This is a genomic window from Egibacteraceae bacterium (assembly GCA_040905805.1).
Classification (GTDB): domain Bacteria; phylum Actinomycetota; class Nitriliruptoria; order Euzebyales; family Egibacteraceae; genus DATLGH01.
Window position 1 is genome coordinate 1 of sequence record JBBDQS010000030.1, and the last position, 1652, is coordinate 1652.

Sequence of the window (1652 nt, forward strand, 5' to 3'; positions counted from 1 at the left end):
GGAGCGAGCACGTTGTTGAGGTCGTGGGCGATCCCACCGGCCAGCGTGCCGAGGCTGTCGAGCCGCTGGGCGCGCAGCAGCTGCTGCTCGGTGCGGCGACGATCGGTGACGTCGGTGTTGATGGAGAGCACTGACTCGGTCCCGTGCTCGTCGCTCACGAGGGTGCATCGACCCTCGATGGTGAGCTCGGTGCCGTCCTTGGCGATGTGCACGAGCTCGCCGGCCCACTCCTCGTCGGCGAGCACCGCGTCGGTCGTTTGGTCGAAGGTGGCCGGGTCGCCGTAGAGCAGCTCCCGGATCGATCGGCCGAAGACCTCCTCGGCGGGGTAGCCGTAGAGCCGTTCGGCGCCCCGGTTCCAGTAGGTGATGCGGTGGTCGAGGTCGCGCACGATGATCGCGTCGCTCGCCTTGTCCAGCAGCTGCGCCTGTCGCGCGAGCTGTGCTCGCGCCTGACGCTCGGCGCTGACGTCACGGAAGTAGACCGCGAGACCCTGCTCCGAGGGGTACACGTGGATGCTCAACCAGATGTCGAGCGGTTCCCAGTAGAAGTCCTCGATGACCTCGCTGGCACCCGTGCGCACAGCCCGGTGGTAGACCTCGTCAAGGATGCTCCCCACCGCCTGGGGGAAGGCTTCCCACAGGTCCTGGCCGAGGAGCTCCTCGCGGCTGCGGCGCAGCACCTGCTCCGCGCGGCGGTTGACGTAGGTCATCCGCCAGTCGCGGTCGACCGTCCAGAACGCATCGGTGATGCTCTCGAGCGTGGTCGTCAGGCGTTCGGCCAGCAGTCGGACCTGAGCGTCAACCTCCTTCTGCGCCGTGATGTCCTGGTGGGCTCCGGTGACGTGGGTCACCGTGCCGTCGGGCCCGTACCGGGCTTCGCCGATGACCCGCGCCCACTGCCGCAGACCTTGGCGGGTCTCGAGCCGGAGCTCGAGGTCGAACGGCGTACCGGAGGCGGCGCACGCCTCCAGCGCGGCGACAATCCGGTCGCGGTCCTCGGCCAGGTACAGGTCAAGGGCTTCCTCGACGATCACCTCGGCGTCGTTCGGGTAGTCGAGGATCTCGTAGATCTCCTCCGACCAGATCGCCTCGTTGGTGGCGACGTCCAGCGACCAACCACCGATGCGCGCCGCCGAACCGGCGACCCGCTGCAGCGCCCGACTCTGATCCAGCGTCGCCTCGGTGCGGCGGCGCTCGGTGATGTCGAAGAACGTGAGCACCGACCCCTCGATGCGGTCTCCCTGGCCCACCGGTGCCGAGCGGTACTCGACCGGGAAGCTGGTGCCGTCCTTGCGGAACAACACCTCGGCATCGGACATCACCCCGCGGCCCTCGCGATGCGCCCGGTAGATCTGGCACTCCACCTCCGGGTAGGGCGTGCCGTCCGGGCGGGTGTGGTGGACGAGGTCGTGCATGTTCCTGCCCAGCAGCTCGGCCTCGTCGTCGTAGCCGAGCAGGCGGACGCACTCGCGGTTCGCGACCGTGCATCGGCCCTCCAGGTCGACCGCGTAGATCCCCTCGTGCGCCGCATCGAGTAAGAGGCCAGCGAAGTGCTCCGAACGCGCTGTCCGGTCGTCGACCGAGAAGCGGCTGCTCGCTAAGGGCCCTCCGCAAAATAAGTCGGTCTAAATGACAGCTCGGTAGTTCCACTA

General features: G+C 68.2%; 1 protein-coding gene. It reads right to left on the reverse strand.

The window, feature by feature from the left end:
- Positions 1 to 1514, reverse strand: a 1514-nt coding sequence (locus WD250_04190) for a PAS domain S-box protein (GenBank protein MEX2619399.1), incomplete at its 3' end; no start/stop codon positions are given.
- Positions 1515 to 1652: the final 138 nt, after the last annotated feature.